The organism is Marinobacter zhejiangensis (assembly GCF_900114775.1).
In the GTDB taxonomy this organism is placed as follows: Bacteria; Pseudomonadota; Gammaproteobacteria; order Pseudomonadales; family Oleiphilaceae; genus Marinobacter; species Marinobacter zhejiangensis.
In genome coordinates this window covers 229,460-251,538 of the sequence record NZ_FOUE01000003.1, presented here as the reverse complement: position 1 = coordinate 251,538, position 22,079 = coordinate 229,460, and the positions used below count along the sequence as shown (strand labels likewise).

General features: G+C 58.1%; 22 protein-coding genes. 8 read left to right on the top strand and 14 right to left on the bottom strand.

Annotated features, from left to right (window positions below):
• Positions 1–27 precede the first annotated feature (27 nt).
• Together BMZ67_RS11015 and BMZ67_RS11010 are read left to right on the top strand one after the other, a co-directional pair.
• Positions 28–1,410, top strand: coding sequence for an alkaline phosphatase family protein (locus BMZ67_RS11015; RefSeq protein ID WP_092022555.1), 1,383 nt, complete (start codon positions 28–30; stop codon positions 1,408–1,410).
• Positions 1,411–1,567: 157 nt separating this feature from the next.
• Positions 1,568–2,023, top strand: coding sequence for an aminoacyl-tRNA deacylase (locus BMZ67_RS11010; RefSeq protein ID WP_092022553.1), 456 nt, complete (start codon positions 1,568–1,570; stop codon positions 2,021–2,023).
• Positions 2,024–2,098: 75 nt separating this feature from the next.
• Here BMZ67_RS11010 and BMZ67_RS11005 read toward each other — a convergent pair whose 3' ends face one another.
• A complete protein-coding gene (locus tag BMZ67_RS11005) occupies positions 2,099–2,620 on the bottom strand; it encodes a shikimate kinase (protein WP_092022551.1) in 522 nt (173 codons plus the stop codon).
• Positions 2,621–2,805: 185 nt separating this feature from the next.
• Here BMZ67_RS11005 and BMZ67_RS11000 point away from each other — a divergent pair, with 185 nt between their 5' ends.
• Entirely contained in the window at positions 2,806–3,729 is a 924-nt protein-coding gene (locus BMZ67_RS11000) for a hypothetical protein (RefSeq protein ID WP_092022549.1), read from the top strand.
• Positions 3,730–3,750: 21 nt separating this feature from the next.
• On the opposite strand, the gene BMZ67_RS10995 is transcribed toward BMZ67_RS11000, so the two are convergent.
• The 5 genes from BMZ67_RS10995 to BMZ67_RS10975 form a co-directional block, all read right to left on the bottom strand.
• Positions 3,751–4,476 (bottom strand): hypothetical protein, encoded by a 726-nt coding sequence (locus BMZ67_RS10995; protein ID WP_092022547.1) that lies wholly within the window; start codon positions 4,474–4,476, stop codon positions 3,751–3,753.
• A gap of 185 nt (positions 4,477–4,661) precedes the next feature.
• On the bottom strand, positions 4,662–4,976 hold the full coding sequence (locus tag BMZ67_RS10990) for a ribbon-helix-helix domain-containing protein (RefSeq protein ID WP_092023244.1): 315 nt from the start codon (positions 4,974–4,976) through the stop codon (positions 4,662–4,664).
• Between the two features lie 81 nt (positions 4,977–5,057).
• Entirely contained in the window at positions 5,058–5,642 is a 585-nt protein-coding gene (locus BMZ67_RS10985; RefSeq protein ID WP_092023242.1) for a DJ-1/PfpI family protein, read from the bottom strand.
• Positions 5,643–5,758: 116 nt separating this feature from the next.
• Positions 5,759–6,046, bottom strand: a complete 288-nt coding sequence (locus tag BMZ67_RS10980; protein ID WP_139214364.1) for a hypothetical protein — start codon at positions 6,044–6,046, stop codon at positions 5,759–5,761.
• 230 nt (positions 6,047–6,276) lie between these two features.
• On the bottom strand, positions 6,277–6,867 hold the full coding sequence (locus tag BMZ67_RS10975) for a CAP domain-containing protein (RefSeq protein WP_175481902.1): 591 nt from the start codon (positions 6,865–6,867) through the stop codon (positions 6,277–6,279).
• Between the two features lie 304 nt (positions 6,868–7,171).
• On the opposite strand from BMZ67_RS10975, the gene BMZ67_RS10970 reads away from it, so the two are divergent.
• Positions 7,172–7,474 (top strand): hypothetical protein, encoded by a 303-nt coding sequence (locus BMZ67_RS10970; RefSeq protein ID WP_092022541.1) that lies wholly within the window; start codon positions 7,172–7,174, stop codon positions 7,472–7,474.
• 50 nt (positions 7,475–7,524) lie between these two features.
• Here BMZ67_RS10970 and BMZ67_RS10965 read toward each other — a convergent pair whose 3' ends face one another.
• From BMZ67_RS10965 to BMZ67_RS10950, 4 genes are all read right to left on the bottom strand, one after another.
• Positions 7,525–9,162, bottom strand: a complete 1,638-nt coding sequence (locus tag BMZ67_RS10965) for an FMN-binding glutamate synthase family protein (protein WP_092022539.1) — start codon at positions 9,160–9,162, stop codon at positions 7,525–7,527.
• Positions 9,163–9,286: 124 nt separating this feature from the next.
• The gene (locus BMZ67_RS10960) at positions 9,287–10,750 is read right to left on the bottom strand and encodes an efflux transporter outer membrane subunit (RefSeq protein ID WP_092022537.1); all 1,464 of its coding nucleotides are present in this window, start codon (positions 10,748–10,750) and stop codon (positions 9,287–9,289) included.
• Positions 10,747–13,917, bottom strand: coding sequence for an efflux RND transporter permease subunit (locus BMZ67_RS10955; RefSeq protein ID WP_092022535.1), 3,171 nt, complete (start codon positions 13,915–13,917; stop codon positions 10,747–10,749). The genes BMZ67_RS10960 and BMZ67_RS10955 overlap by 4 nt, the downstream gene beginning before the upstream one ends.
• A gap of 4 nt (positions 13,918–13,921) precedes the next feature.
• Complete coding sequence (locus BMZ67_RS10950; RefSeq protein WP_281246607.1) at positions 13,922–15,178, bottom strand: efflux RND transporter periplasmic adaptor subunit; 1,257 nt, start codon at positions 15,176–15,178, stop codon at positions 13,922–13,924.
• A 72-nt stretch (positions 15,179–15,250) separates the two neighbouring features.
• On the opposite strand from BMZ67_RS10950, the gene BMZ67_RS10945 reads away from it, so the two are divergent.
• Positions 15,251–15,889 (top strand): TetR family transcriptional regulator, encoded by a 639-nt coding sequence (locus tag BMZ67_RS10945; RefSeq protein WP_092022531.1) that lies wholly within the window; start codon positions 15,251–15,253, stop codon positions 15,887–15,889.
• 18 nt (positions 15,890–15,907) lie between these two features.
• On the opposite strand, the gene BMZ67_RS10940 is transcribed toward BMZ67_RS10945, so the two are convergent.
• Positions 15,908–17,464: a hypothetical protein gene (locus BMZ67_RS10940; RefSeq protein ID WP_092022529.1), complete on the bottom strand. Its 1,557-nt coding sequence runs from the start codon at positions 17,462–17,464 to the stop codon at positions 15,908–15,910.
• 262 nt (positions 17,465–17,726) lie between these two features.
• Between BMZ67_RS10940 and BMZ67_RS18845 the strand changes: the two genes are divergently transcribed.
• Complete coding sequence (locus BMZ67_RS18845; protein ID WP_425434238.1) at positions 17,727–18,047, top strand: DUF6316 family protein; 321 nt, start codon at positions 17,727–17,729, stop codon at positions 18,045–18,047.
• A 580-nt stretch (positions 18,048–18,627) separates the two neighbouring features.
• Here the strand turns inward: BMZ67_RS18845 and BMZ67_RS10935 are convergent.
• Both BMZ67_RS10935 and rrtA read right to left on the bottom strand, forming a co-directional pair.
• The gene (locus BMZ67_RS10935; RefSeq protein WP_092022527.1) at positions 18,628–19,323 is read right to left on the bottom strand and encodes a hypothetical protein; all 696 of its coding nucleotides are present in this window, start codon (positions 19,321–19,323) and stop codon (positions 18,628–18,630) included.
• A 112-nt stretch (positions 19,324–19,435) separates the two neighbouring features.
• Complete coding sequence (gene rrtA, locus BMZ67_RS10930; protein WP_175481901.1) at positions 19,436–20,008, bottom strand: rhombosortase; 573 nt, start codon at positions 20,006–20,008, stop codon at positions 19,436–19,438.
• Between the two features lie 105 nt (positions 20,009–20,113).
• Between rrtA and BMZ67_RS10925 the strand changes: the two genes are divergently transcribed.
• Positions 20,114–21,121: an MBL fold metallo-hydrolase gene (locus tag BMZ67_RS10925; protein ID WP_092022523.1), complete on the top strand. Its 1,008-nt coding sequence runs from the start codon at positions 20,114–20,116 to the stop codon at positions 21,119–21,121.
• A 2-nt stretch (positions 21,122–21,123) separates the two neighbouring features.
• On the opposite strand, the gene BMZ67_RS10920 is transcribed toward BMZ67_RS10925, so the two are convergent.
• A complete protein-coding gene (locus tag BMZ67_RS10920; protein ID WP_092022521.1) occupies positions 21,124–21,582 on the bottom strand; it encodes a DUF1499 domain-containing protein in 459 nt (152 codons plus the stop codon).
• A gap of 196 nt (positions 21,583–21,778) precedes the next feature.
• Here BMZ67_RS10920 and BMZ67_RS10915 point away from each other — a divergent pair, with 196 nt between their 5' ends.
• A complete protein-coding gene (locus BMZ67_RS10915; RefSeq protein ID WP_092022519.1) occupies positions 21,779–22,060 on the top strand; it encodes a YebG family protein in 282 nt (93 codons plus the stop codon).
• The last annotated feature ends 19 nt before the right edge of the window (positions 22,061–22,079 follow it).

Here is a 22,079-nt window from a genome sequence, read left to right as displayed (position 1 = left end):
ACAACCTTGCTGTTCAGGACACTGGAAATGACTTTTACGCTCGAGCAACGACCGCGGCGGAATGCCTGGCTTGCCACATTGGCAGCCGCCCTTATCACCCTCAGCGGGTGCGGCGGTGGTAGCGGCGCCTCTCAGGACACCACCAAGCCAACCGACCCCGGTGGCGATAATGTAACTCCGGAAGTCACGCCTGACCCAACTCCCGAGCCGATAACCAAGGCTCTGGTGATCGGCATTGATGGCCTGATGTACGAATACATTGACGACATCGATACCCCGGACCTGAATGAGCCGGTGACACCAAATTTTGACCGGCTCACCCTCACCAAAGCCCATGTTGGCGGGTACCTGAATACCACCACCTATCAGGTTTCCATCTCCGGACCGGCCTGGACGAGCATACTGACCGGTACCTGGACCGACCGCCATGGCGTCACCGGCAATGACGGCGCCGCTTCACAGGTTTACGGTATCTTTTACCTTCTCGACCAGCTCGACCCGACAATGAAAACGGGCAGCTTTGCTGCATGGACCGACATCAACAGCGGTCACATGCGTAAGGATATGGCGTACGTGGACCGTCGAGTCGATGGTTCCTCAAGAGCTGAGGGGCAACTGGTCGACGACTTCATCACTGACCAGGTCATAAGTGAATTGGAGGATGACGCCAGCCCGCTGCGCTTCATCTTCGCCCATCTGGACAGACCCGATGCTACGGGCCACGACTGTGGTTGGTGTGCAGCCACCGAACAGGCCGTTGCCGACACTGATGCCCGGGTAGGCCGCATCCTCGACGCGGTGGCCCATCGCGAGCGTACCCTGAACGAGGAGTGGCTGGTGATCATGGTGTCCGACCATGGCCACCGCGAAGCCGGCGGACATGACCGAAACACGGTAATCGAACGGACTTCGGTGATCGGCGTGAACAAGCCCGCGCTGTTTAACGAGTTCCTGTCGACTCCGGCCAGTCCGTTGATGCTGTCCAACGATCCCGAACAAAATGCACTCATGGGTTACCCCGGCATCACAACCGTCGTGCCGACGGTAATGACCTACCTGGGCTATCCTCCGCAGCTGGGCAGTGCCTTTGACAGCCCATCACTCATTGGTGACCTGGGCGCTTACAAGCTGTACAACACCATTGATCAAAGCCGCCGGGATCAGGCCACTGTCACCCTTAACTGGCAGATCTCCGGCAATGCAACACAACAATACATCTACCGGGGAGACACCCTGATTGCCGAACTCGGCGCAATGGACAGTCAATATCAGGACTCGGTGACTCTGGCTGAGCTCGGCGAAGGCACGCACCAGATCAACTACACGGTGGTCAGCGATGTGGGCGCCCCGGTCACCAGCCTCGCTGAAGTCAAACTGGCCGAGTGTGGCTTGTTCTGTTTCCCGTTATAAGGTCGTGCATATCAACGTGCAGTGCCTCGCGCTGCACGTTGATCAAAGCGCTATACTGGTAACGAAGGAAGTCCACGAGCAGCCCACTTTCACAGTGGGCGCTTTTGGACAGGGCAAGGAGTGCACTTTTCACAACACCTGAAGGGAGGGGTTCGCCATGATCAGCGAAAGACTCCAACACTACCTGGACGAGCACCCGGTCCGTTACCAGACCGCCATTCACTCGCCCACCCCAGACGCCATGCGCACGGCACAAGCCGCCCATATTCCCGGCAAAGCCTTCGCGAAATCCGTCATCTTCAAGGCCCGGGGCCGCATTGGCATGGCGGTATTACCCGCCACCGATCAGGTCCACCTGGCCCAGCTGGGCAAAGCCATCGGCGCCAGCGACATCACCCTGGCGGATGAAAACGAACTGCGGGATGCATTTCCGGATTGCGATGTGGGCGCCATGCCACCGTTTGGCAACCTGTACAACATGGAAACGTTTGTCAGTGAACATTTGAGGGAGGATGAAAGCATTGCGTTCAATGCAGGTAGCCACGACGAGGTGATGAAAATGAGCTACCAGGATTATGAACGCTTGGTGCGGCCTCACGTCGTTCACTTCTAAACGCCGAGCCGTTGACCCTGCGGCAGCCGAAGTAAGAGCCGGAATACCCCGGCGGCTGCCGTTTTTTCTTGCTCGCTAACGAACGTTATAGTCTGCAAATGCCGAGCGAACGGCCTTGCAGATGTCCCCCTGGGAGCCAGCGTCACCCTTGATGGTGATGTCCGCGTATCGGGCATAGAGTTGATGGCGCTCCCTGAACAGATCCTCCAGGGATTGGTCTGGTCGTTTTGAAATCCCTCGCAGGCTGTAATCACCAATCCGCGCCTGCACCGTCGCCAGGGGAACATCCAGAAAAACCACCACCCCATTCTGTTTGAGGTGATTCATCGCCCGGTCACTGTAGACCGCGCTACCACCTGTCGAGATCACCTGCCCGGATACCTCCAGCCGGCTCAGCACTGCCTCTTCGATGTGACGAAAGCGCTCATAGCCCTCCTCATCGGCAATCGCCTGCAGCGTCCGGCCCTGATCCGCCTGAATCAGAAGGTCAGTATCGATGAAACCCATCGCCAGTGCCTTCGCCAACAGAACCCCAACGGTGCTTTTGCCGCTGCCAGGCATCCCGATCAAGACAAGATTCCGACTGTTTTCGCTCATGGCCCGCCTACGCTGCTTTGCAAATATTAGGATATCGTTTCTTTTGTGATGTTACCCCCATCACCAACTATACTGCTTCCATAACAATAACTTCAGGCTTGCAATCATCACAAAGGCGACTGCAGCCACAACGTTGAGCAAACCAACAAGGTCAACCGACGAAGTCACCAAAGGCAAACACCGATATGGACCATACCAATATGGAGCGTACTGATATGGAAACCAATGACAAAAACCCATTCTCTCACCTCAGCAAAGCCCTGATCCTGGCCAGCGCCTTGGGGCTGGCAGCCTGCGGGGGTGGCGGTGGCGGTGATGACGACGGGGGCACCTCTGGTGGCGTCACCTTCAACTCGTCCCAGGCCAGCGTCAGCTCAGAAGGAGAAGCTATTGCCGTTTCCGAGGCCAGCCGCCAGGCATCCGGCCAGGCCATCTATGCCCAGGATGCGTTCAACTTCCCGATTGCAGTAGAGGCGGACCAGGTCGGTACCGTCGAGGAGATTGTGGAACTGTCCGTAACCCTGGTTCAGGCCGGCACCCTGCCCTCGGCAGCTGATACTCAAAGTATGCCAGGCAGTTGCGGCGGTAGCGCTGACGTTACGGCGTACAATCAGAACCACTACCGAGTGGACTACAACGATTACTGCGAGCCTGCCGAAGGGGGCAACCTGATCCTTAACGGCTGGGTGGACATCACCCTGGGCGACAACAGTTACGATGCAGAGTTCGACATTACCTACAGCTACCTGGGGGAAAGCCAGAACAGCGCCGGCTCCATCAGCTGTACCGGTGAGATGCTGGATAACTGCACCTACACCACCGACTTTACCGGCAGCGATGGAGAGCGTTACCGGGTCACCAATGTCACGGTCAGCGGCGATAACAATACCGGCTTCACCGTCAATGCCAGGGTCTATCACCAGGAACTGGGGTATGTAGACTTCACTGCAACGGGCATGATTATTTGCACCGATGGCAGTGGGTTTATGAGCGGAACCATTACCGTATCCGATAATTCCGGACCAGTCGCAACCGCAGAGTTCAGTGGCTGTGGCGCCGATTACACGGTCACATACAGTGGCGTAGGCTATCCGGTACCACAGGCTTAACCCCGAACCAGCGCTGCGGCCCTAAAACCGCAGCGCTACCCTCACCCCCTGACGGCTGGACTCACTGGCCGGCTCACGAATCCGCAACTGGGCAAAACCGACCCGCACCAGCTCGGTATTGCTGCGTTCGAAATCCCAGGCGGCATGGTAAAGGCTGACCAACAGCCTGGGCAGCGCTTGTGGTGACCACTGCAGCTGTACCCGGTAACCGGTGCCATCGCCCTGTTCCAGCACCGGGTAGTTGTCCGGATCATTGCCCAGGGCAACCTCCACCTCCCCACGGGTAGTCCTGAATACCCCAAGATCCAGGCACAGGTCCGACGCCCAGGACAGCGATGAAGTGCAAGCGGCAATTCCACCGCCCAGTTCCCACCAGCGATAGTCCTCATTCAGTCCCAGGGAAAAGCCGGTTGGTTGGATTTCCCGGTCCCAGCGTTGATAACGGGCCGCCAGGTAGGGCCGAAGCCCCAGTTCACCCCCTCGCCACTCCCCGCCAAAGCGGGCTTCGTAGTGAATCAGGCGTTGATGGGTTTGAGTGGTTAATGGCACACCGGCCTGGGTTTGGCCATCGTACTCCACGGAGTGGCTGGCATAACCCGCTTCCAGACGGCCCCAGGCATGGCTCCCCAAGGTCGGCGTCCAGGCAATAAAAACACCGGGAATATCGCCGGTTTCCTTATTGAGAACCTGGCCGCTGTCACTCTCTTCCTGGTAATCGAAATAGAACCAAGTGGCGCCAACTTCCAAAAAAGATGCCCCAGTCGCGGAGGCCTGAGCGAGGGAGGGCACGCAGACCATAGCCACAATAGCGGCCAGCGTTCCCTGAAAAGTGCGTTGAAATGACCATTGCGTGTTTTTTTGACTCACCCGCTTCCCGCCTGCTGGTTACACGTTCAGCTGACGTTACCATGATAAGTGACAATTGCCAGCGTTCAGGCCTGGGCGCTGGCGTCCCGGCCCACCACCATCAAAGGTACCGTCCTGGCTTCGCGCTGAGCCAGGTAGCGGCAGCAGCTTACCCGCAGGAAGGAAGCGAAATTGACCACTTCTCCCCGCAACTCGAGTACTTCGTCATAGAGCTTGGTAATCAGCTGGTTTGTGGTCATGCCGTCAACCTCGGCAATTTCCCGGAGAATGTCCCAGAACTGGTTTTCCAGCCTCAGGGTGGTGACAACACCACGAATCCTCAGGGAACGGGATCGTGACTCATACAGGATGGGGTCGGCTTTAACGTAAAGTTCACACATGGTGTTTTCCTTGCCGATGGCTGAGGGTTCCGGTTCAGCGACCGCAGCGAGAGTGGCTCCGGTCGCTGGCATCAAACACCGTTACAGTGAGACGCTGGCCCCCAGCAGCTTGATAAAGGCCGCCAGCCACGCAGGGTGTGCAGGCCAGGCTGGTGCTGTGACCAGGTTGCCCTGCACGTGGGCCTGATCCACAGGAATGTCCATGTAAGTACCGCCAGCCGCTTTCACATCGGGGCCACAGGCAGGATAGGCGCTGCACTCGCGACCATCAAGTACACCGGCAGCAGCCAGCAGCTGGGCGCCATGGCAAACTGCCGCAATCGGCTTGTTGGCGGCATTGAAGGCCTGGACGATTTCAATCACCCGAGGGTTGAGCCGCAGGTATTCCGGTGCCCGGCCGCCAGGAATAACCAGGCCTGCGTAATCGTCTTCAGACACCTCGCTGAAGTCATAGGTCAGCGCGAAGTTGTGCCCGGGCTTCTCGGTATAGGTCTGGTCACCTTCGAAATCATGGATGGCGGTGCGTACGCTGTCTCCGGCCTTCTTATCCGGACAGACCGCGTGTACCTCATAGCCCAGCATACTGAGTGCCTGAAACGGCACCATGGTTTCGTAGTCTTCGACAAAGTCACCCGCAAGCAACAGAAGCTTGGTACTGGTAGTCATCGTTCCTTCCTCCATGTTATTGGCGAACGGAACCATGATGCGCTTTTCCCCGCACCAGCGGGTAACAGCGGGCTACTACATTCACCCTGAGAAGGCCCGACAGCCCAGGCCGTCACTCAGGAGTAGTAAAGCGTGGTATCGCACTGGCCGCAGATATGACCGTTATGACCGGTTTGGCGGCTGATGGTACGGGTTTCGATGTCGTCGCTACCGCAGGAGAAACAGGCCAGCCGATCTCCGGACACCGCCGCTGGGTAGGTGTTCTGGTACCAGTGACGAGTCTGGACCTGAAACTTCCAGAGCCTGGGCAGACGGGTCATCATTACCGATGCAGGCACGAGGATCAGCAACGCACCCAGGGTCATACCCAATGAATCGGCACCGCCCCGGAAGGACGAGGCCATCAGGATTGCTCCCAGTACCATGACCAGGAGAGAGAAGGAGGAGATTAACAACTTCAGGGATGCAGGGCTCATTACATTCACACAGAGGGCAACAGGACTGGTTAAAATTCGGCCAACAAGCTTACCGATTACCCGCCCTGATTTCCATGCCAGAATCCTCCCATCTCAAATGCGGATTCTTGCGTGTGGAGGCCAAGCCCTGCCAGAGCCACCCACCCTCTGGGAAAGCACTAGCGTGGGGTCGCGAAAACCTGGGTCCAGTAATTTGGATAATCCGCCTGGTTGGTATCCACCCGCGCAACGGCAAAGTGCTGAAAGCGGGGATCCATAATGTTCCGGCAATGCCCTTCACTTTTTAGCCACCCATCCATAACACGATCTACATTGGGAAAGCCCGCCGCGATGTTCTCGCCAACAACCGACCATTCGTACCCGGTTTCGGTAATCCGGTGGGAAACACGCAGACCATCCGAACCGGTGTGAGAGAAGAAGTTGTTTGTCGCCATGTCCAGACTGTGGTTCAGGGCCGCAGGGTGAATCTCGCAACTGAAGGTCAATGCAGGCGCGGGCTCAAAGTGGGTGTTGCCACAACTGCGAGCCACCGACCGCGCCTCGTTGACCCGAGCCAGCATCTCTTTCTGGTATTCCGTCTGGGCACACCGTGGTGTTTCCTGGGGTTGAGCCGGCGAGGTTTCCGTAACAGTCGATGCCTCTTCCTGGCTGGTGGCAACAACAGAAGTGCTGTCAGAAGAACCGCCGCCACCACCGCAAGCCGTAAGGATTGAGGTTATTGCTACCAGCAGGAAACGTTGTGAGTTCATCGGCGACCACCTGTCGAAGTGACTAAAAGTTGTCGCCATTTTTACCTCTAAAGCGTCAAAAAAAAGTGACGCGAATCTCATGTTACATCTGACTACATATCGCCACTAAAGTACCCAAAGATTTTTGGAACCTTTTGGAAACACTGAATTTGACGTAAAGACCCAAAGGTAATCAAAGCCCCCTTCCATGGGGCGAATTGTTCTCGAACTCATCAGCTCAGGACTGTCTCACTTCACATGGTTCTGTGAACAGGCGCCAACGTTCAGGGTGTCAGAACCGATCAAGAGGAAATGGAGGCAACCCATGCTTAGATCGAGCAGACCCATCCTTCTCTCAGCTTGCCTTATCGCACTTCCCGCCAGCGCACTCGCAGAGGGCGTTGCCGACCGTCACAACGAAGCCGGCATACAGCAGTCCATGGATCCCATAGAGCAGATTCATTCTATGTATGGTCCAACAGCTGCAGGGCCTGGCGGCATGGAACAGGATATGGCTATGGAAGGGGGAATGAAGAAAGCGGATAGCCACAGCAACGTTGACTTTCCTCCGGGAGTCGATACCGCCCACGAACGGAAACGTTACATGTTCGACTCAGAGGAATTCTGACCAACCGGGCTCTCCCCCAAAAACGGGGAGAGTCCCGGTGACACGCAAGGCTATTGCAGCTTGGTTTCCCTTAAGCGGGCAATCAGTAGTGGTGGATCAAAGCTGGCGCTGGTGGCTTGGGGCCAGTATTTGTCAAACACGGTATGACCAGTTTGCCCGTGGAGCAGTTCGCCGGGCTCCAGGAAATGGTACATATCAAGGTACGACTGGACTTCGTTCTTCGACACTCGCCGGATAATGTGCTCAGGCCCCAACTCTGAAGGGTGCTTCAGGCCAGCCGCGCCAATCAGGTTGGCCAGCGCATCCACGGTGTTCTGGTGAAAATGGTAAACACGCTGACTTTTATCGGTCACATCCAGCTTGCTGCTTCGCCTTGGGTCCTGGGTGGCAACACCGGTGGGACATTTACCCGTGTGACAGCTCAGCGACTGGATACACCCCAACGCAAACATGTACCCCCGAGCCGCGTTACACCAGTCTGCCCCCAGGGCCAGTGTGCGCGCAATATTGAAGGCCGAGGTGATCTTTCCGGCAGCGCCCAGGGCAATGTGCTCCCGCAGGTTGGTGCCGACCAGCGTGTTATGCACCAGCAATAGCGCCTCCGTTAATGGCATTCCCAGGCGGTTGATGAACTCCAGAGGAGCTGCGCCGGTTCCGCCCTCACCCCCATCCACCACAATGAAATCCGGTCGACGCCCGGTTTCCAGCATGGCTTTGACGATGGCGAACCACTCCCATGGGTGCCCAATCGCCAGTTTGAAACCCACCGGCTTACCGCCGGAGAGCACTCTCAAACGGTCGATGAATTCAAGCAGCTGTACGGGCGTAGTGAACGCCGAATGGGCCGCCGGGGATACCACATCTTCGCCCACGGGCACACCACGTGCCTCAGCAATTTCCTCGGTGACCTTTGCACCTGGCAGGATACCCCCGTGCCCCGGTTTGGCTCCCTGGGAAAGCTTGATTTCAATCATCTTGACCTGATCAAGGGTCGCGTTTTCGACAAAACGCTCTTCACTGAAGCTGCCATCCGGATTACGGCAACCAAAGTAACCGGACCCAATCTCCCAGACCAGGTCCCCTCCGGGCTGGCGGTGGTAACGGGAAATAGACCCTTCCCCGGTGTCGTGGTAGAAGCCTCCCAGTCGGGCTCCGGTGTTCAGGGAAAGAATGGCGTTGGCGGACAACGACCCGAAACTCATGGCAGAAATGTTGAACACACTTGCCCGGTAAGGTTTCTCGCACCCCTTACCAATCTCGATGCGGAAGTCCTTGTCCTCGATATCGACCGGTTGCAGGGAATGGTTCATCCACTCAAACCCCTCCTCATACATCGGCAGCTGGGAACCAAACGGGCGCTTATCCAGGGTGTTCTTGGCCCGTTGATACACAATCGACCTTTGCTCCCGGGAAAACGGACGCTCTTCCGTGTCAGACTGGATGAAATACTGACGGATCTCCGGACCGAAGGATTCCAGGAAGTAGCGGATGTTGGCCAGAATCGGATAGTTTCGGCTCACCGTACGCTTGCGCTGGAGGACGTCGTAGGTACCCAGCAAGCTCAATGCTGCAAAGCCCCCCGGCACCCAGTAAGCCACATCGTAGGCGAGGGCCAACGGCAGGGACACCAAGAGCCCGGCAACACAAAGCGCATAAGCCAGGTAACGTGACGGCAGAAATTTCTCCATGACAACCTCGGGATTGTGAGTCTGGAAACCGGTGGGTGAGGAACACCATAAGAGTTCCTCAAGGAAGGCAATAGGTTAGCGGAGGATTGCCCGGGCGTCAGCCAGCCCGGGCGATTTTAGTGCATTAGCCTAGCGGGGCAGTGGTCTCAGCCTCCGCCTCGGAGCGACGCTCCGACTCCTGGCTCAGCAGGGTTTCTTCATCCGCCGAGGCACCGCCGCCCAGAGCGCGGTACAACTGCACCCGGTTGGCCAGCTTCTGACGAGTGACTGAGACCCGCTCCTGCCTGGCATCAAGCAGTGCCCGGCGGGCATCCAGGACCGCCAGATAATCATCAACGCCTTCGCTGAAGCGGGCCTCTGCCAGCTCCAGTGAACGCTCCGTCGCCGTAACCAACGCATCCTGAGCTCGCTCCTGGTCTACCAGGTACTGCCTGGCCGCGAGGGCATCCGCCACTTCCTGAAAAGCGGTCTGGACCACTTGCTCATACTGGGCAACATTGCGATCACGACGGACTTCAGCCACTTCGAGGTTCGCCTGATTCCGCCCACCGGTAAAAATTGGCAGGGAAATACTGGGCGAGAATGACCAGGCGCCGGAGCCTCCCTCAAACAACCCTGACAGGTCTGAACTTGCCGTACCGGCCCCAGCCGTCAGGGCAATGCGCGGGAAGAATGCCGCCCGCGCCGCGCCGATGTTGGCATCGGCCGCCCGCAGGCGGTGCTCCGCAGCACGAACATCCGGCCGCTGGGTCAGCACCGTAGACGGCAGGCCATCCGGCACCGCTGCGAGAGAGGTAATGCTCGGGTCATCCAACTGACGTGCGATCAGCAATGGCAGCGGAGCGCCCACCAGCACAGACAACGCATTGCGGTCTAACGCAACCAGCCGGGCATTCTGGGCACGGTAAGCGCGGGCAGTCTCCAGAGCGATCTCCGCCTGCCTGACCGACAGTTCGGTGCTCAACCCGTTGCGGTAGCGGTTGCGCACCAGTACCACCGCCCGCTGCTGATCGGCTTCGGCCTGTTCACTGATCCGCAGCTTCTCGTGATCCGCCATCAGGGTCAGGTAAGCGTTCGCCACTTCGGCCACCAGCGTGATGTGCGCCGCGCGACTGATTTCCTCGCTCGCCAGGTAGCTTTCCAGGGCTGCCGCCTCCAGGCTGCGAACTCGTCCGAACAAATCCAGCTCATAGGATGCGAGCCCAAACTGAACGTCATACCGCCCGCCAGTCTCAGCCTGGCCGGTGCCAGAGAGGTCACCGGGCACCCGTTGGCGGGTGCCGGAGGCCCCAACCGACAGGTCCGGGTATAACCCCGAGCCCTCGATCCGGTACAAGGCCCGGGCTTCGGCAACATTCAACAGTGCAACCCGCAGGTCCCGGTTATTAGCCAGAGCCGTCTCAACCAGTGACTGCAACTGTGGGTCCGGAAACAGTGCGCGCCAGCCCGGCAAATTCACCTTGTCACCCGCTACCTGCGACGCCCCGACAGCGCCGGCAACCGGCGCCTCCGGTGCCTGGTATTCCGGGATCATGGAGCAGCCACTGGCCAGCAGCACTGCAGCCGCCAGGGAGGTTAACCTTCTCATGAGTTTGCCCCCTGCTTTTCCAACGCCAGTTCAGATTCCTGCTGGGACTGGTCCTCGCCCTTGGCCATCAGGGGCACGCCTGACAGCCGACGCACCACCACGTAGAACAGTGGAATAAGGAAGATCGCCAGGACTGTCGCCGTCAGCATACCGCCGAACACCCCGGTACCGATGGCGTTCCGCGCACCAGAACCGGCCCCGGTGCTGAGCATCAGAGGAGTTACCCCCAACATGAACGCCAGCGACGTCATCAGGATCGGACGCAGTCGCATACGTACCGCTTCCAGCGTTGCCTGAAGCAAGCCTCGCCCTTTCATTTCTAGTTCAAGGGCAAATTCCGCAATCAGGATGGCGTTCTTGGCCGACAGACCAATGGTGGTCAGCAGACCCACCTGGAAGAACACATCGTTCTCCAACCCTCTCAGGCTTGCGCCCAACACCGCACCGATTACACCCAACGGCACCACCAGCATGACGGCGAACGGGATGGACCAGCTTTCATACAGGGCAGCCAGACACAGGAACACCACGATCAACGACAAGGCATACAACGCAGGGGCCTGGTTGCCAGACTGACGCTCCTGATAGGAAAGCCCGGTCCACTCATAGCCATAGCCGCCCGGCAGCTCCGCCGCCAGCTCTTCCAGGGCCGCCATCGCGTCGCCGGTACTCATGCCCGGTGCGGCGTTGCCCTGAATATTCACGGAAGATACACCGTTATAACGCTGCAACTGCTGGGGACCGTAGGTCCATTCGCCACTGGAGAAGCTGGAGAACGGCACCATCTCACCCGCGCCATTGCGGACATACCAGTTGTCGATGTCTGTCGGCAGCATCCGGTAAGGGGCATCCGCCTGAACAAAGACCCGCTTGATGCGACCACGATCGACGAAATCGTTCACGTAGCTGGATCCCCACGCCACCGCCAGGGTGGTGTTGATGTCATCCAGCGACACGCCCATGGCCCGGGCCTTCTGACGGTCCACGTCCAGGCGGTACTGGGGCGCATCCGGCAAGCCGTTGTAACGCACCTGCATCAGTGCCGGGTGCTGGTTGGCCTTCGCCAGCAGGGTATTGGTGGCTTCCATCAGGGCTTCATGCCCCTGGGCACCACGATCCTGCAGCTGGAAGTTGAAACCACTGGCCACACCCAGGGCCGGAATCGACGGCGGGTTAAGCGCAAAGATCACCGCTTCCCGAACCTGAGAGAAAGCACCCATGGCACGACCAATGATGGCGTCCACACCGTTGTTCTCGAGGTCACGGTCTTCCCAGTCTTTCAGGCGTACAAAGGCCAGGCCGGAGTTCTGGCCCTGGCCGGCAAAACTGAAACCAGCCACAGTGAACACAGACTCCACCGCTTCGGCTTCGTTCTCCAGGAAATGGGTCTCCAGTTTTTCCAGCACTTCCAGAGTCTGATGTTGGGTAGAACCAACCGGCAGCTGAACCTGAGCCAGCAGGATGCCCTGGTCTTCATCCGGCAGGAACGCCGACGGCATGCGCATGAAACTGAACGCCAGGGCACCAACGATGGCCACATAGATCAGCAGGTAACGGCCACGACGACCAAGGATTTTCTCCACCCGGCTCTGGTAACGGCCCGAGGCCGCATCAAACGACCGGTTGAACCAGCCAAAGAAGCCGCCCTTGGCGTGATGATCGCCAGAGATGGGCTTGAGCATGGTGGCACACAACGCCGGGGTCAGAATCAGCGCTACCAGCACCGACAGCACCATGGACGACACTATGGTGATGGAGAACTGGCGATAGATCGCGCCTGTCGAGCCCGGGAAGAAGGCCATGGGAATGAACACCGCGGACAACACCAGGGCGATCCCCACCAGGGCGCCAGTGATCTGGCCCATGGATTTACGGGTGGCTTCCAGCGGGGATAGCCCCTCTTCCGCCATAACCCGTTCGACGTTTTCCACCACCACGATGGCGTCATCGACCAGCAGGCCGATCGCCAGCACCATGCCGAACATGGTCAGGGTATTCACCGAGAAACCAAAGGCAAACAACACCGCAAACGTTCCCAGCAGAACCACCGGCACCGCAATGGTCGGAATCAGCGTGGCACGGAAGTTCTGCAGGAACAGGTACATCACCAGGAAGACCAGGACGATACCTTCGATCAGGGTCTTGACCACTTCCCAGATGGAGATCTCCACAAATGGGGTGGTGTCGTAGGGGTAGTCCACTTCCAGACTTTCCGGGAAGTAAGGGCTCAGTTCCGCAACTCGGGCACGTACCCGCTCAGCAGTGTCCAACGCGTTGGCACCGGTTGCCAGGTTGATACCGAGTCCGGCGGCGACCTTACGGTTAAAGTGGCCTTGAATGGCGTAGTTTTCGGCACCAAGCTCTATTCGTGCCACATCGCGCAGGCGCACCTCGGCACCGTCGGACGTTACCCGAATCAGGATGTTGCCAAACTCTTCCGGGGTTTCCAGCAGGGTCTGCACCACAATCGAGGCATTCATCTGCTGCAGATCCACCGAGGGCGAACCGCCGAGCTGGCCTCCGGTCACCTGGTTGTTCTGTACGGTAATCGCGTGGGTCACATCCGCCGGCGTCAGGTTGTATTCATTCAGCCGGTTGGGATCGAGCCATACCCGCATGGCGTATTGGGCACCAAACAATTGAACCTGGCCTACCCCCTGGGTACGGCTGATCGGGTCCTGAAGGTTAGCCGCAACATAGTCCGCAATATCTTCACGGCTCAGGCTGCCGTCGCTGGAGGTAAACGCCAGTACCATCAGGAACGAGTCTGATGATTTGGTCACCTGAACACCTTGCTGCTGTACAACAGCAGGCAAGCTGGGGGTCGCCAGCTGCAGCTTGTTCTGCACCTGAACCTGGGCAATATCCGGGTCTGTGCCGGCGGCAAACGTCAGGGAAATACTCGCATTGCCCTGGGAGTCACTGTTGGAGGACATGTACAGCAGGTTATCGATGCCGTTCATTTCCTGCTCGATCACCTGGGTGACGGAGTCCTCAACTGCTTCAGACGATGCGCCCGGGTAAGTCGCGGAAATCGTGACTTCAGGGGGCGCAACCGTAGGGTACTGCTCAACCGGCAGACTGTAGATCGACAGGGCGCCCGCCATCATCAGGACGATGGCGATAACCCAGGCGAAGATGGGGCGATCAATAAAGAAACGTGCCATGAAATTAACCTTGTCCTTCCGCGACCAGCGCAGGTGACGTGTTTACATCGGGTTCGCTGACATCAACGGCGCGGACCGGAATGCCTACCCGGATTTTCTGGAGACCTTCAACGATGAGACGGTCACCATCCGCCAGTCCTTCGCGAATCAGCCACTGATTCTCCACAACCCGCTCAGCAAAAACGTCACGTTTCTCAACGGTGCCTTCTTCGCTGATCACCAAGGCTGTCGCCTGGCCATCCGGCTCCCGGGAAATGCCTTTCTGGGGAACCAGGATCGCTTCTTCACGCTCGGCCTGGGGCAGACGGGCGCGAACAAACATGCCCGGCAACAACGCATCATCCGGATTCGGGAACAAGGCCCGGAGGGTCACCGACCCGGTGGTTTCGTCCACCGCGAACTCGGAGAACTGAAGTGTTCCGGACTGCTCATAAGTGGTTCCACCCTGATACACCAGAGTCACTGCAGCCTGGTCTTCACCCACGGTCTGAAGCTGACCGGACGACATCGCACTGCGGAGTTCCTGAAGGGCGTTATAGGACTGGGTAACGTCTACGTAGATGGGATCCAGCTGGCGAATGGTCACCAGGGCGGACGCCTGGTTAGCCGTGACCAGGGCACCTGCCGTAACCGAAGAACGGCCGATGCGACCAGCAATGGGGGCCTTGATGGTGGTGTAGTCGAGGTTGATGTTTGCGGTTTGCACCGCGGCCTGGCCGGCGTCGACCATGGCCAGCGACTCATTCAGCTGGGCCCGGGCCTGATCCAGGTCCTGCTGGCTGATGGCACCGGTGTTGATCAGGCGCTCATAGCGCTCAGCCTTCAGGCGAGCGGTTTCCAGGGCTGCCCGTGCCGATGCCAGCTCAGCGCGGGCGCTGGCCAGGGCGGCCTTATAAAGACGGTCGTCAATCTGGTACAGCGGCTGACCAACTTCAACCGCCTCCCCTTCCTGGAACAGGCGTTCGACCAGAATACCGGTCACTTGGGGCCGTACTTCCGCCACCTGAAACGGGGTGGTCCGTCCGGGCAGCTCGTTTACCAGGGTAAACGGTTGTGCCTTAACCGTGATATAACCCACTTCGGGTGCAACCGGGGCAGTATTGGCAGGCGAGTCCGCCTGACCGCAACCGGCCACGAAAAGCACCGCGACCAGCGACAGGGATAGAGCGAGATGACGCATCAGTTGTTCCTCGGTATGAGTGATGTCCCACTGACGGGCTGTGGGGGCCCAGCAATGTCGTATGAGTGTAATCACGATCATACATACATTCATGGATGTATGTATAGTAAGTAGAGTTTCGCACGTTAATTGAATTGATTTCAGGAGCAAGGCATGGCCCGGCGCACCAAAGAGGATGCCCAGAAAACCCGTGAGCAGTTATTGGATGCTGCAGAAGTGGTGTTCCACCATAAAGGGGTGTCCGAAACGTCACTGAACGACATCGCGGCGGAGGCCGGCCTGACCCGGGGTGCGGTCTATTGGCACTTCAAGAACAAGCACGACGTGTTTGTAGCCATGCTGGAGCGCCTTGACCTGCCCCTGGAGTCACTCCATAAGGCTCTTGAATCTCCGGATGAGGAAGATCCCCTGGGTAAGATGAGGGAGTTTCTTCTGTACCTGGTCCGAGAAATTGCCAACGACCCCAAGCGCCAGCGCGTGTTTGAGATCGTTTTTCTCAAATGCGAAATGACTGAGGAAAATGAACCCCTCATAGAGCGACACCGGAAAGGCTTCCTGGATTCCTCCGGGCGGATGCGCAGAGTTCTGGACAATGCCGTGCGGCGCGGCCAGCTACCGGAATCCCTGGACATCGACCGCTCCATACTGCACCTGCATGTACAGCTGACGGGGCTGATTTACCTCTGGCTGCTATTGCCCGAAGAATTTGATTTCGAGGGCGAGGCCGAACGGGTGATCGATGCCTATTTCAGCTGCCTGAAGCAGTGTTTTGGCAACACCCTTCCCTCGTAACCCAGAACCTGATTCAGCCTAGCGCTGGACCAGCAGCCGCTCGAACTGGTCCAGGTCGCTGGAAAATGCCTGGTGGGCGTCATTCACGAGGTTTTTCAGGTCTTCTGACACCCGCTCACCCGGTATCACGCGGTTGTTGATGATGCCCATGCCGATACGAACAAAAAAGTTATCCAATCCCTCAAAGGCAGCCGCCAGCTGCAGCTGACCTGGCTCGCCAGCGCCTCCCCCAACTTCCACAATGCCGGTAATCCCCTGCTGGCTGTTGCCCTCACAGGCTACCGTGAGGAAGTCCCTCATCAGCTGGTCAATGCGCTTGGGCAAAACCACATCAATGATTGATGCAGGCAGCACCCCCAGGGCTCTGCCGCCAACCCCCACCCGCGGAACGGAACGCCCTTGAGCCACAAAGCGGGCGCCCTGTGCCGTTGGCTCGTAGGCAATCTCAAAGGACATGCCTTCGACCTCAGCAATGATACCGAGAACGTCCAGCCGGGCATCAACATGGGCACGCAGTTGGCGTGGCTCGCGGGGATCAAACCGGGGGGCCTCGGCTACCGGCTTCTCATAACGCACCGGCACAACCTGACCATCCCGGACCACCATGCTCAGCGTTCCTTGCAAGCGCTCGCTGTCAACGCCCACTCTTATAAGCCGGCCATACTCGTCATAGAGATTGAGTTCAGCCTTCACCAAAGAGTCCAGCCGCTCCAGGTAACGGGCAAGATCGGGATAGGCGTTCGCCAGGCGTTGCGGGTGCAGGGTAAACACCCCATGAACCTGACGATAGCCAGGCTCACCCTCATCGACAATCAGCAAATCATCCAGGGTTCCCAAGCCCGACACCAGTTGCCACATCTGTGGATAGGATGCCCACACCGGCGCCAGCAAATCGAGTTCGGCCTCCGACAGCGCCGGGTTCAAGCCCCTTGCCTGCCGCCGGTAGACCTCCAGCTCTCCCCCCGAATCCCTCGCCAAAGTTCCTTCAAGGTCGGTCAGCCGGGGCGTAACCTGCCCGGTCTCCTGCCCGCCAACCATCCGTAAGGCCTCCTCGGCAGCGCGCACCACCGATGGCCAACCCACATTACCTAGCCCGATCCCCACATTGGCATCCAGCAGGTAATGAGTGGCGTCCTCGGCGTCGATTTCCCGTGCCCGAACCTCGGCACGAAAATCGCCTAACCCGGGCTGATCCGATCCGGGTCTGAGCCTGGGCTCAGGTCCAATGTGATACTGATCCGGGCCGACTTCCCCGTAAACCGTCAACGCCCGCCACGGGGCCTGCTGCTCAGGTAGCAACTGATAGAAGCCCTCAAGATCAAAGCTTTCCAGTGACTCCCAGAGGTCGTCGACAAACGCGCGGGTTTGATCATGGTAGTCCGTGCGTTCCATGACCAAACGCTGCAACTGGATGTAATGCCGAAGCTGTCGAACTGCAGCCTCCGGCTCACCCTCACCGGCCAACTCCACCGGGGGGCGCCACCCCCACTGAACGGTTTCAGTAGGAGCCGCCAGCAGGGAAGTCGTAAAGGTAAAGCTGAGGACGAGCCAGCCAAGACGGGCAAGATGAGTCATTGGACACCGTTAGTTGTAGTTATTCGACGACGAGACTGTACCCAACGATGAGGGTTGCCAGACAGAAACGCTATGGCCGCGATAACCGCTACCTGCGTCACTAAAGCGTTCAGTCACCTGCACAGGCGGGCGTCACACAGGCCCATAATGACAAAAACCGGATGGAACGAAGCCTTCTCCCCTATCGTGTCGTAATAAGCAAAAGGAATAAGGCCTTTTGTTTATAACAACGATTAAGAAAGACGTTTCAGGGGAACGTAGTATGAGCGTAATGACAAGCCTCGCGAGTCGAACAGCCGAGTTATTTGACATCGATGAGCGGTTGCTGGTGGAGGAAAGCCAGTGGTTTGTGCGCACAAGGGAAGTGCCCCAACTTGGTCCTTTTGGCAGCCGGGACGAAGCCATATCAGGACTTTATCAACATGTGGAATTGTGGAACCGTACTGAACTGCCAGCCATCATTCCTTTCATGCCGGCGTCCACCGTCCACCGGTTGGATAACTGCAACACGCCCGATTGCGGGTTGTGTGCCGAATTAACCTTACTTCGGGACTGTTCCACCCCAAGGCCAGTTGCACGATGAAGCCTGGGCTCCCAAAAGCCAGGCGTCCCACCAGCAAATCGCCCTGCCGCCATCAACGCTGTCGGGTGATCCTGTCTACCGTGCTTTTTGTAGGCGGCTTGTGGGCCTACCTGGCCGTCGTTGAAATCCAGGACCCCCGCCATCCGGTACAAGCCGGAGCCGGCATGGGAAAAAGGTACTTCTCACCACCGCCTCTGGAGCGGTATCAAAGTACAGCAGCGGCTATGGGTGAACTTGAACTACCGGGTTCTCTCTAGTGTCCCGTCTGGCTAATTCCTTAACCTACTGCTTGCCTCTGAGGACACTGACCAAGGCGCCAGTCTGAAGGTGTGGTGGTTCCACATCAAGGACTGGCAACACAGGCTCAGAGTCCTCAGAGGCAAGCCCTTCGGGAGTTTCTGAAAAGCCGAATGGCGTCGTTCTGCTGTCTCGATTTGGAACCACCAAATCTTCACCAGCACGCCTAGCTCTTCGGCTTTTCAGAAGCTCAGTAGGTTAAGGAATTAGCCAGACGGGACACTAGCAGGCCAACCTTCGGCAGAGTGGTTAACCAAGCCTGCCGAAGGTGCTTTTTCAGCATTCAGTCTTTGGTGTGGATCAGGCTTTCCAGGTGATAGGAAAGCTCCACCAGCTGGGCATGGCGCAGGTCCCGCAGCAGCTTATCAATCAGCTTGCGAATGCCCTTTTCCGCAGTACTGATGCCGAGGTCGGCCGTCTTCTTGCTGACCCGCCCCATGGCTACACGGTTGGTTGGTTCGTGGTAGTAGTTGACGATGCTCAGGTCAACGATTTCACAAAGCGCATCAATCACGCCGTCAATATACAGGCTGGTGTTGGTATCGCTTCGCACCTGTGCAATCAGGTCCAGGGCTCTCTCGTGTAGTTCCGCATGGACGTGAAACACCAGGTGAGGTTCGGACCGCTCAGGATGCACCCACAACATCTGCTCCAGATACTGGCTCAACTCCTTCAGCTCCTCTTCACTGCGCTTGCTGAAGAACTGTTTGATGACCAGCTGAATCGCCCCCATGATGGCCTTGATGCCGGTGTCCGCAGTTTTTTTCAGGCCAGAGGTCAACGGCACGATCTCGGTCGGACGGTGGTAGTAGCTTTGCAGGCCATGATGGGTGAGGCGAATCACCAGGTGAGCCGCTTCCTCACTAAGCTTACGGGTAGCCCCGCCATCATCTGAGCGGATCCGCTCTGCCGTTTCCCTGGCATCTACGTGCAGCCCGTCGTCAATCGGGAACCCCCAGAGTGCGTTGGCTGTAGTCATTGTTGCTCTCCTTAATTGTTGGATAGAGCAACTATGTCAACAGTAGTTCCGGCAGGAATTGGCCGAACCGTAACAACTTCGCGGGCACCTTTGCCATGACCGTTCACGGAGGTCAGCTACCGCCCCTGTGGGTTAGCAGGAAGCCGGCGCCGAGCAGAAGGCCCGACACAAAGCCATACAGGTGAGCCTGGTGAATCACCCGGAAATCTGACACCAGACCAACCCCCAAGGCTTCCCACCCCAGCGCATCCAGGGTCAGCTTCGCAGCTCCGCCAACCAAGCCGGCCAGAGCCAGCACGGGGTGATCAGGGAACAAAACCACGGTTCCGGCAGCGAACAAGCCAAATAGGACACCCGAGAATCCCCGGTACCAAGCCACCGTGGGGTCAAAAAAATATAAGCCAACACTGACAGCTAACGAACAAACCAGTGTTGTCAGCCACCACTGCCAAGGTCCGAATGCCTTCCCGGTCCACCACCAGACCAACCAGACTCCCACCAGGTTGACCATCAGATGCCATCGATCAATGTGCACCCAATGCCCAGTCAACAGCCGCCAGTACTCCCCCTGCCCGATCAACCCCGGCTGGTACTGGAACAGCGAACCCACCGGATAAAGCCAGCAAGCCAGCATTAACGCGGATAGCAAAAGCGGTGCAGACGAACGGTAAAGCAATGGAGACACTGGGATTTCCTGTGTTCTTTGACAGGATGTCATCATAGACTGATCCGGGTATATGGTCAGACTTTTCCATAAAGCCGTCTCGAAGGACCCACACAGGACCCCGCTATGACAGTCGATCGAGTGCGTCTTGCCGAACTCGCCAACCAGTCACACACCACCGGCAAACGCTTCCACAATCTGGAACGAGTTCCCACCCATGGGCTCGGGGACTTTCTTCGCTGGCAAATGTCCCCAGGGCGCCGATTCCCAAAAGGCAAGCAGTACCATCTGCTCCGCCCGGACGCCCACGCCCTGGGCCATCCGCCAGAAGATGTTCAGCTGACCTGGCTGGGGCACTCGTCTTTCCTGTTCCAGTACCGGGGCCAGAACATTCTCACCGACCCCGTGCTGTCAGAGCGAGCCAGCCCCTTCCCATTTCTGGGCCCAAAGCGCTATACCCCTCCGGCACTGGAAGTACACGAGATGCCGACCATTGACCGGGTGCTGATCTCCCATAATCACTATGACCACCTCGACGAAAAGACCGTGCGCCAACTCCACCGGCGTTTTGGCGACAAGGTCCAGTTTCTTATTCCCAAGGGATTGAGGCGATGGTTCGAGCGACGCGGCATCCGCAATCTGGTGGAACTCGACTGGTGGCAGTCGGAGCACCTTGATGAGCACACCGAGGCGTTCTGCCTGCCCGCCCAACATTTCAGCGGACGTACCGCCACCGATGGGAACACCAGCTTATGGTGCGGGTGGCTGCTGGAGATCGCTGGGTACCGGTTCTATTTCGCCGGAGATACCGGGTATGGCAACATTTTTCGTCAGATCGGCGAGGTGTTCAGCCCTATCCACCTCGCCCTTCTGCCCATCGGCGCCTACGACCCCCGCTGGTTCATGTCACCGGTTCATATTGCGCCGGAAGAAGCCGTCCATATCCACCGGGACATTGGCGCCCGCCAGTCTGTGGCAATGCATTGGGGCACCTTTGTACTGACCGACGAACCCATGGATGAGCCCCCACACCGCCTGCGCCGCGCCCTCGCCGACCAGTCCGTGGAGGAAGGGCTGTTCCGGGTCATGCAGCACGGGGAAACCCTGGTTTTTCCTGCCAATTATGGCAACTGAGACTACTCCGCCAGCTGTTGCCGGATGGCTTCCAGACGCGTCCGGTTAACCCCGAAATCCGAGTAACCGGTTCTTGACCCAGAGCGGACCTGCACCAGCCCCTGGTCAGGCTGGTAGAGAAACTCCAGGTCATCGACAAACCGAAACAGGAATGAGGTGGCTTCGGCATGAATGTAGGTCTCGCTCTGCACCACAACCCGCAACTGAGCGTCGGACGACAAAACCAAAGGCAGCGATTCCCAGGCATCAGGGCCTGCGTTCAACGGTGCTATCAGGTGCTCAGCATCATCTTCATCGGCCTGACTGGAGACACAATTGGGACTTGGCGGACACGGGGCCAGCATGCCGTTGGCACCAACGCCGAGGTGTGCCGGTGGTTGGCTGCTGCAGGCTGACAGCAGCAGAGTGACACTCAGCCCCGCAGTGAATGCCCAGGCGTTTGGTATTGAGTAGTCGGCCATAGCGTGGAGTCCCATCGTTCGATATCAGCACCGGTTTTGTCCCGGCACCATTGTGGCTTCAGGCCACTATAGGCCAAGGTAAGCCGCAACACCAAAATACTGTTTTTATATACAGCAATATTAATATACACTGCGGCCAGAAGTTAAACGTTGTTCCCTCAGCCCAGGCTGCCGGGAACCCTATGGAGACGCAATCATGGCCGTACAAGCGCTGTACTACTCTGAAAGGGATGGGCTGGAGATGGCACTGAAACACCCTGATACCCTACTGTTTTCATCCAAGGCGGACGCCGATGCCCGGGACAAGATCCTTGAACTGGCAGAGGAAATCACCCAGTTCCTGCAAACCCGGGTGGATGGCATGAGTGAGGAGATGGCCGAAAAGGCGGCCCTGGTGATTGCCGAAGAAAAGGACCTGTTCGCCAGAGCCCTGAAAAAACCGTCAGTGCTCAATCAGCCGGACGAACAGGCCCCCTGATACAAAAAGGGCCCCGCAC

Bases quoted from the DNA above. Each gene is read 5' to 3' on its own strand.
- BMZ67_RS10925 (WP_092022523.1), top strand. From the start codon at position 20,114: ATGACAGTCGATCGAGTGCGTCTTGCCGAACTCGCCAACCAGTCACAC.
- BMZ67_RS10940 (WP_092022529.1), bottom strand. From the start codon at position 17,464: ATGACTCATCTTGCCCGTCTTGGCTGGCTCGTCCTCAGCTTTACCTTT.
- BMZ67_RS10915 (WP_092022519.1), top strand. From the start codon at position 21,779: ATGGCCGTACAAGCGCTGTACTACTCTGAAAGGGATGGGCTGGAGATG.
- BMZ67_RS11010 (WP_092022553.1), top strand. From the start codon at position 1,568: ATGATCAGCGAAAGACTCCAACACTACCTGGACGAGCACCCGGTCCGT.
- BMZ67_RS11005 (WP_092022551.1), bottom strand. From the start codon at position 2,620: ATGAGCGAAAACAGTCGGAATCTTGTCTTGATCGGGATGCCTGGCAGC.
- BMZ67_RS10960 (WP_092022537.1), bottom strand. From the start codon at position 10,750: ATGAGAAGGTTAACCTCCCTGGCGGCTGCAGTGCTGCTGGCCAGTGGC.
- BMZ67_RS10975 (WP_175481902.1), bottom strand. From the start codon at position 6,867: ATGAACTCACAACGTTTCCTGCTGGTAGCAATAACCTCAATCCTTACG.
- BMZ67_RS10990 (WP_092023244.1), bottom strand. From the start codon at position 4,976: ATGTGTGAACTTTACGTTAAAGCCGACCCCATCCTGTATGAGTCACGA.
- BMZ67_RS11000 (WP_092022549.1), top strand. From the start codon at position 2,806: ATGGACCATACCAATATGGAGCGTACTGATATGGAAACCAATGACAAA.
- BMZ67_RS10950 (WP_281246607.1), bottom strand. From the start codon at position 15,178: ATGATCGTGATTACACTCATACGACATTGCTGGGCCCCCACAGCCCGT.
- BMZ67_RS10980 (WP_139214364.1), bottom strand. From the start codon at position 6,046: ATGGCCTCGTCCTTCCGGGGCGGTGCCGATTCATTGGGTATGACCCTG.
- BMZ67_RS10970 (WP_092022541.1), top strand. From the start codon at position 7,172: ATGCTTAGATCGAGCAGACCCATCCTTCTCTCAGCTTGCCTTATCGCA.
- BMZ67_RS10935 (WP_092022527.1), bottom strand. From the start codon at position 19,323: ATGACTACAGCCAACGCACTCTGGGGGTTCCCGATTGACGACGGGCTG.
- BMZ67_RS11015 (WP_092022555.1), top strand. From the start codon at position 28: ATGACTTTTACGCTCGAGCAACGACCGCGGCGGAATGCCTGGCTTGCC.
- BMZ67_RS10965 (WP_092022539.1), bottom strand. From the start codon at position 9,162: ATGGAGAAATTTCTGCCGTCACGTTACCTGGCTTATGCGCTTTGTGTT.
- BMZ67_RS18845 (WP_425434238.1), top strand. From the start codon at position 17,727: ATGAGCGTAATGACAAGCCTCGCGAGTCGAACAGCCGAGTTATTTGAC.
- BMZ67_RS10985 (WP_092023242.1), bottom strand. From the start codon at position 5,642: ATGACTACCAGTACCAAGCTTCTGTTGCTTGCGGGTGACTTTGTCGAA.
- BMZ67_RS10945 (WP_092022531.1), top strand. From the start codon at position 15,251: ATGGCCCGGCGCACCAAAGAGGATGCCCAGAAAACCCGTGAGCAGTTA.
- BMZ67_RS10920 (WP_092022521.1), bottom strand. From the start codon at position 21,582: ATGGCCGACTACTCAATACCAAACGCCTGGGCATTCACTGCGGGGCTG.
- BMZ67_RS10955 (WP_092022535.1), bottom strand. From the start codon at position 13,917: ATGGCACGTTTCTTTATTGATCGCCCCATCTTCGCCTGGGTTATCGCC.